Origin of the sequence: Collinsella sp. D33t1_170424_A12 (genome assembly GCF_015554865.1) — a bacterium.
Classification (GTDB): Bacteria; Actinomycetota; Coriobacteriia; order Coriobacteriales; family Coriobacteriaceae; genus Collinsella.
The window spans coordinates 1-2,528 of the sequence record NZ_JADNJJ010000218.1 but is presented as its reverse complement, the minus strand read 5'-3'; the positions used below and the strand labels follow the sequence as shown (position 1 = coordinate 2,528).

Sequence of the window (2,528 nt, the reverse complement as noted above, 5' to 3'; positions counted from 1 at the left end):
CGCGGCAAGGAGATATATTGCCACACCCCCGCTCCCCCGCCGCCGGGGATATCGTCCTCCACAACTTGAACACATATGGCTGAACATAGGATTCAGATTGCGGTCTTGGCTTCAATATAGTTGCGCAACCCGCCTCTTGTTCGAATGAATTAATAGCTGATGGGATCGAGCAACCATACTGTGGTGACGACGCCCGTGCGGGAAGGTGCCCCCGCCGCATAGCGTCCGCTCATGCCTCCTATTAAATACTGGGAAGCCCTATCCCCGCTTACGCTTATCCCGAACCAACGTGCTCGCCGAATAAGAGTGCTGATTGTTCGCAGCATCTTGAAAGTTTCGCAAGTCCACGGGCTCAAGACAATTCTGCATGATCATTTCGAACAATCTGCATGCATACAAAAACAGGGCCCCGATGATGGGACCCTGTTGTATAGCGAAGTTGTACTTCGAGGAGAATTAAGCCTCGAGTGCCTTCTTGGCGATGGCGGCGAGCTCGTTGAAGGACTCGATGTCCTCGTACGCCATCTGAGCGAGGACCTTGCGGTCAAGCTCGATGCCGGCGAGCTTCAGGCCATGCATGAACTGGGAGTAGGAGATGTCGTTCATGCGAGCGGCGGCGTTGATACGGGTGATCCAGAGGCTGCGGATCTCGCGCTTCTTGTTGCGGCGATCGCGGTACTGGTACTGGAGGGAGTGCTGCACCTGCTCCTTGGCGTACTTATAAGAGCGGGACGCCTGACCGTAATAACCCTTTGCGCGGTTAAGGACGGTACGACGCTTCTTCTTGGCGTTCACAGCGCGCTTCACACGTGCCATATCTAATCAACTCCTAAAAATGGATGAGGGGAAACTAAAGCGATGGCTTAGTTGCCAGCGAGACGGGCGTTGACGACCTTCTTGTCGGCAGCGGCCAGCTCGGTCTCCTGGCGGAAGCCACGCTTGCGCTTGGTGGTCTTCTTGGTGAGGATGTGGCTCTTGAACGCCTTGCAGCGCATGATCTTGCCCGTGCCGGTGCGGCGGAAACGCTTCTTGGTGCCGCTATGGGACTTCATCTTAGGCATGAACTTCTCCTTCTCGGTTACTCGTACACGAAGAAATGGCTATTCGCCATTTTTGGCCCCGCTGGCCTCGTTATCAAAGGCGCCCTTAATGGGTGCGAGGAGCATGAGCATGTTACGGCCTTCAAGCTTGGGAGCCGACTCGACCGTAGCGTAGGGCTTGAGGTCCTCGGAAAGACGCTCGAGCACGTTGAGACCCTGCTCGGGGTGAGCCATCTCGCGGCCACGGAACATGATCGTGACCTTAACGCGCGCACCCTTCTTCAGGAAGCGCAGGACATGGCCCTTCTTGGTCTCGTAATCGCCAACGTCGATCTTGGGGCGGAATTTCATTTCCTTGACCTCGACCTTGGACTGGTTCTTACGAGCCTGCTTGGCCTTCATAGCCTGCTGGTACTTGAACTTCCCGTAATCCATGACCCTGCACACCGGCGGGTTTGCATTCGGGGCGATCTCGACCAGGTCGAGACCCTGCTCATCTGCAACGCGCTGGGCGTCGCGGATGCCGAACAGGCCGAGCTGCGAGCCGTCGACGCCGATCAGGCGGCAGGTAGTGCCGGTGATCTCGTCATTAATACGGGTGTCATCAGACTTAGCTATGTCCTTACCTCCTTCGGAATAGAAAACAAGACCCGGATCCATAAGCAGCATCCAGGTCTTGCAAGCATAATAACGACAACAATCTTGTCGTTGCATTACTAACTTGTTGGACCAGACAGCTGCTCAATGGCGCCGAAAGGTGGGGACTTACTGTCCCACTTTGGCTACTGTGTTCACACAGTGCAGATTGCATAATATCACAGAGTGAGCGCTCTTCACGCTTTCACCATGAATCGCACTCGCGTGAGTTCGGCGTGGTACGTAAAGGGCCCCGTTGCCGAGGCCCTTGTCTAATCTATGGTGCCCGAGGTGAGATTCGAACTCACACGCTGTTGCCAGCGGAGGATTTTGAGTCCCCTGCGTCTGCCGTTCCGCCACTCGGGCGCGGATTGCGTACCTATAGTAGCACAAGCAACGCGCTCTACAACGCATCCAAAGCAATGAGTTCAATCTGGCGCAGCATTTCCGGTTCATCGCATCCGCGACCGTCGACGCTCGCTTCACCCATCTGGTTATCGTAGGGATCCCAGCGCGCGTCATCGAAATCGGGTTCGAAGGGCGCCTGATACACGCTGTTCGCAACCATCCGCCAGGGGTCGAGGTTGCCGAAATGATGGAGGCGTCGCGCCTCATCGCCCGCGCGACGTGATGACGAGCCAAAGGAAACATCCGCCCACAACCAGCCGTATTCCTCGGTATAGAACATCGCCCAATCATGCGGACCGATGTAATCGCAAGCAACGTACAGGCCGCTTTGCCAGCGCGCAGGGATGTTCGCGATGCGGCACATGGCGATGAAAGCGAGCGCCATCACACCGCAGTCGCCCCGCAGCGATTTCAGGCAGCCGTCGGCGATGGCGTCGAGCTGGG

At 56.6% G+C, this 2,528-nt stretch carries 4 protein-coding genes and 1 tRNA gene; all 5 read right to left on the bottom strand.

Annotation, left to right across the window (positions count from 1 at the left end; translation table 11 throughout):
• Nucleotides 1–456 precede the first annotated feature (456 nt).
• Nucleotides 457–816 (bottom strand): 50S ribosomal protein L20, encoded by a 360-nt coding sequence (gene rplT, locus I2E26_RS08910; protein ID WP_006720998.1) that lies wholly within the window; start codon nucleotides 814–816, stop codon nucleotides 457–459.
• 47 nt (nucleotides 817–863) lie between these two features.
• Nucleotides 864–1,061: a 50S ribosomal protein L35 gene (rpmI, locus tag I2E26_RS08905; RefSeq protein WP_195420444.1), complete on the bottom strand. Its 198-nt coding sequence runs from the start codon at nucleotides 1,059–1,061 to the stop codon at nucleotides 864–866.
• Nucleotides 1,062–1,100: 39 nt separating this feature from the next.
• Nucleotides 1,101–1,700, bottom strand: a complete 600-nt coding sequence (infC, locus tag I2E26_RS08900; RefSeq protein WP_187231549.1) for a translation initiation factor IF-3 — start codon at nucleotides 1,698–1,700, stop codon at nucleotides 1,101–1,103.
• A 256-nt stretch (nucleotides 1,701–1,956) separates the two neighbouring features.
• A tRNA-Leu gene (locus tag I2E26_RS08895) sits at nucleotides 1,957–2,042 on the bottom strand.
• A gap of 37 nt (nucleotides 2,043–2,079) precedes the next feature.
• Nucleotides 2,080–2,528: transglutaminase-like domain-containing protein (locus tag I2E26_RS08890; protein ID WP_195420443.1), on the bottom strand; the 449-nt coding region annotated here is incomplete at its 5' end.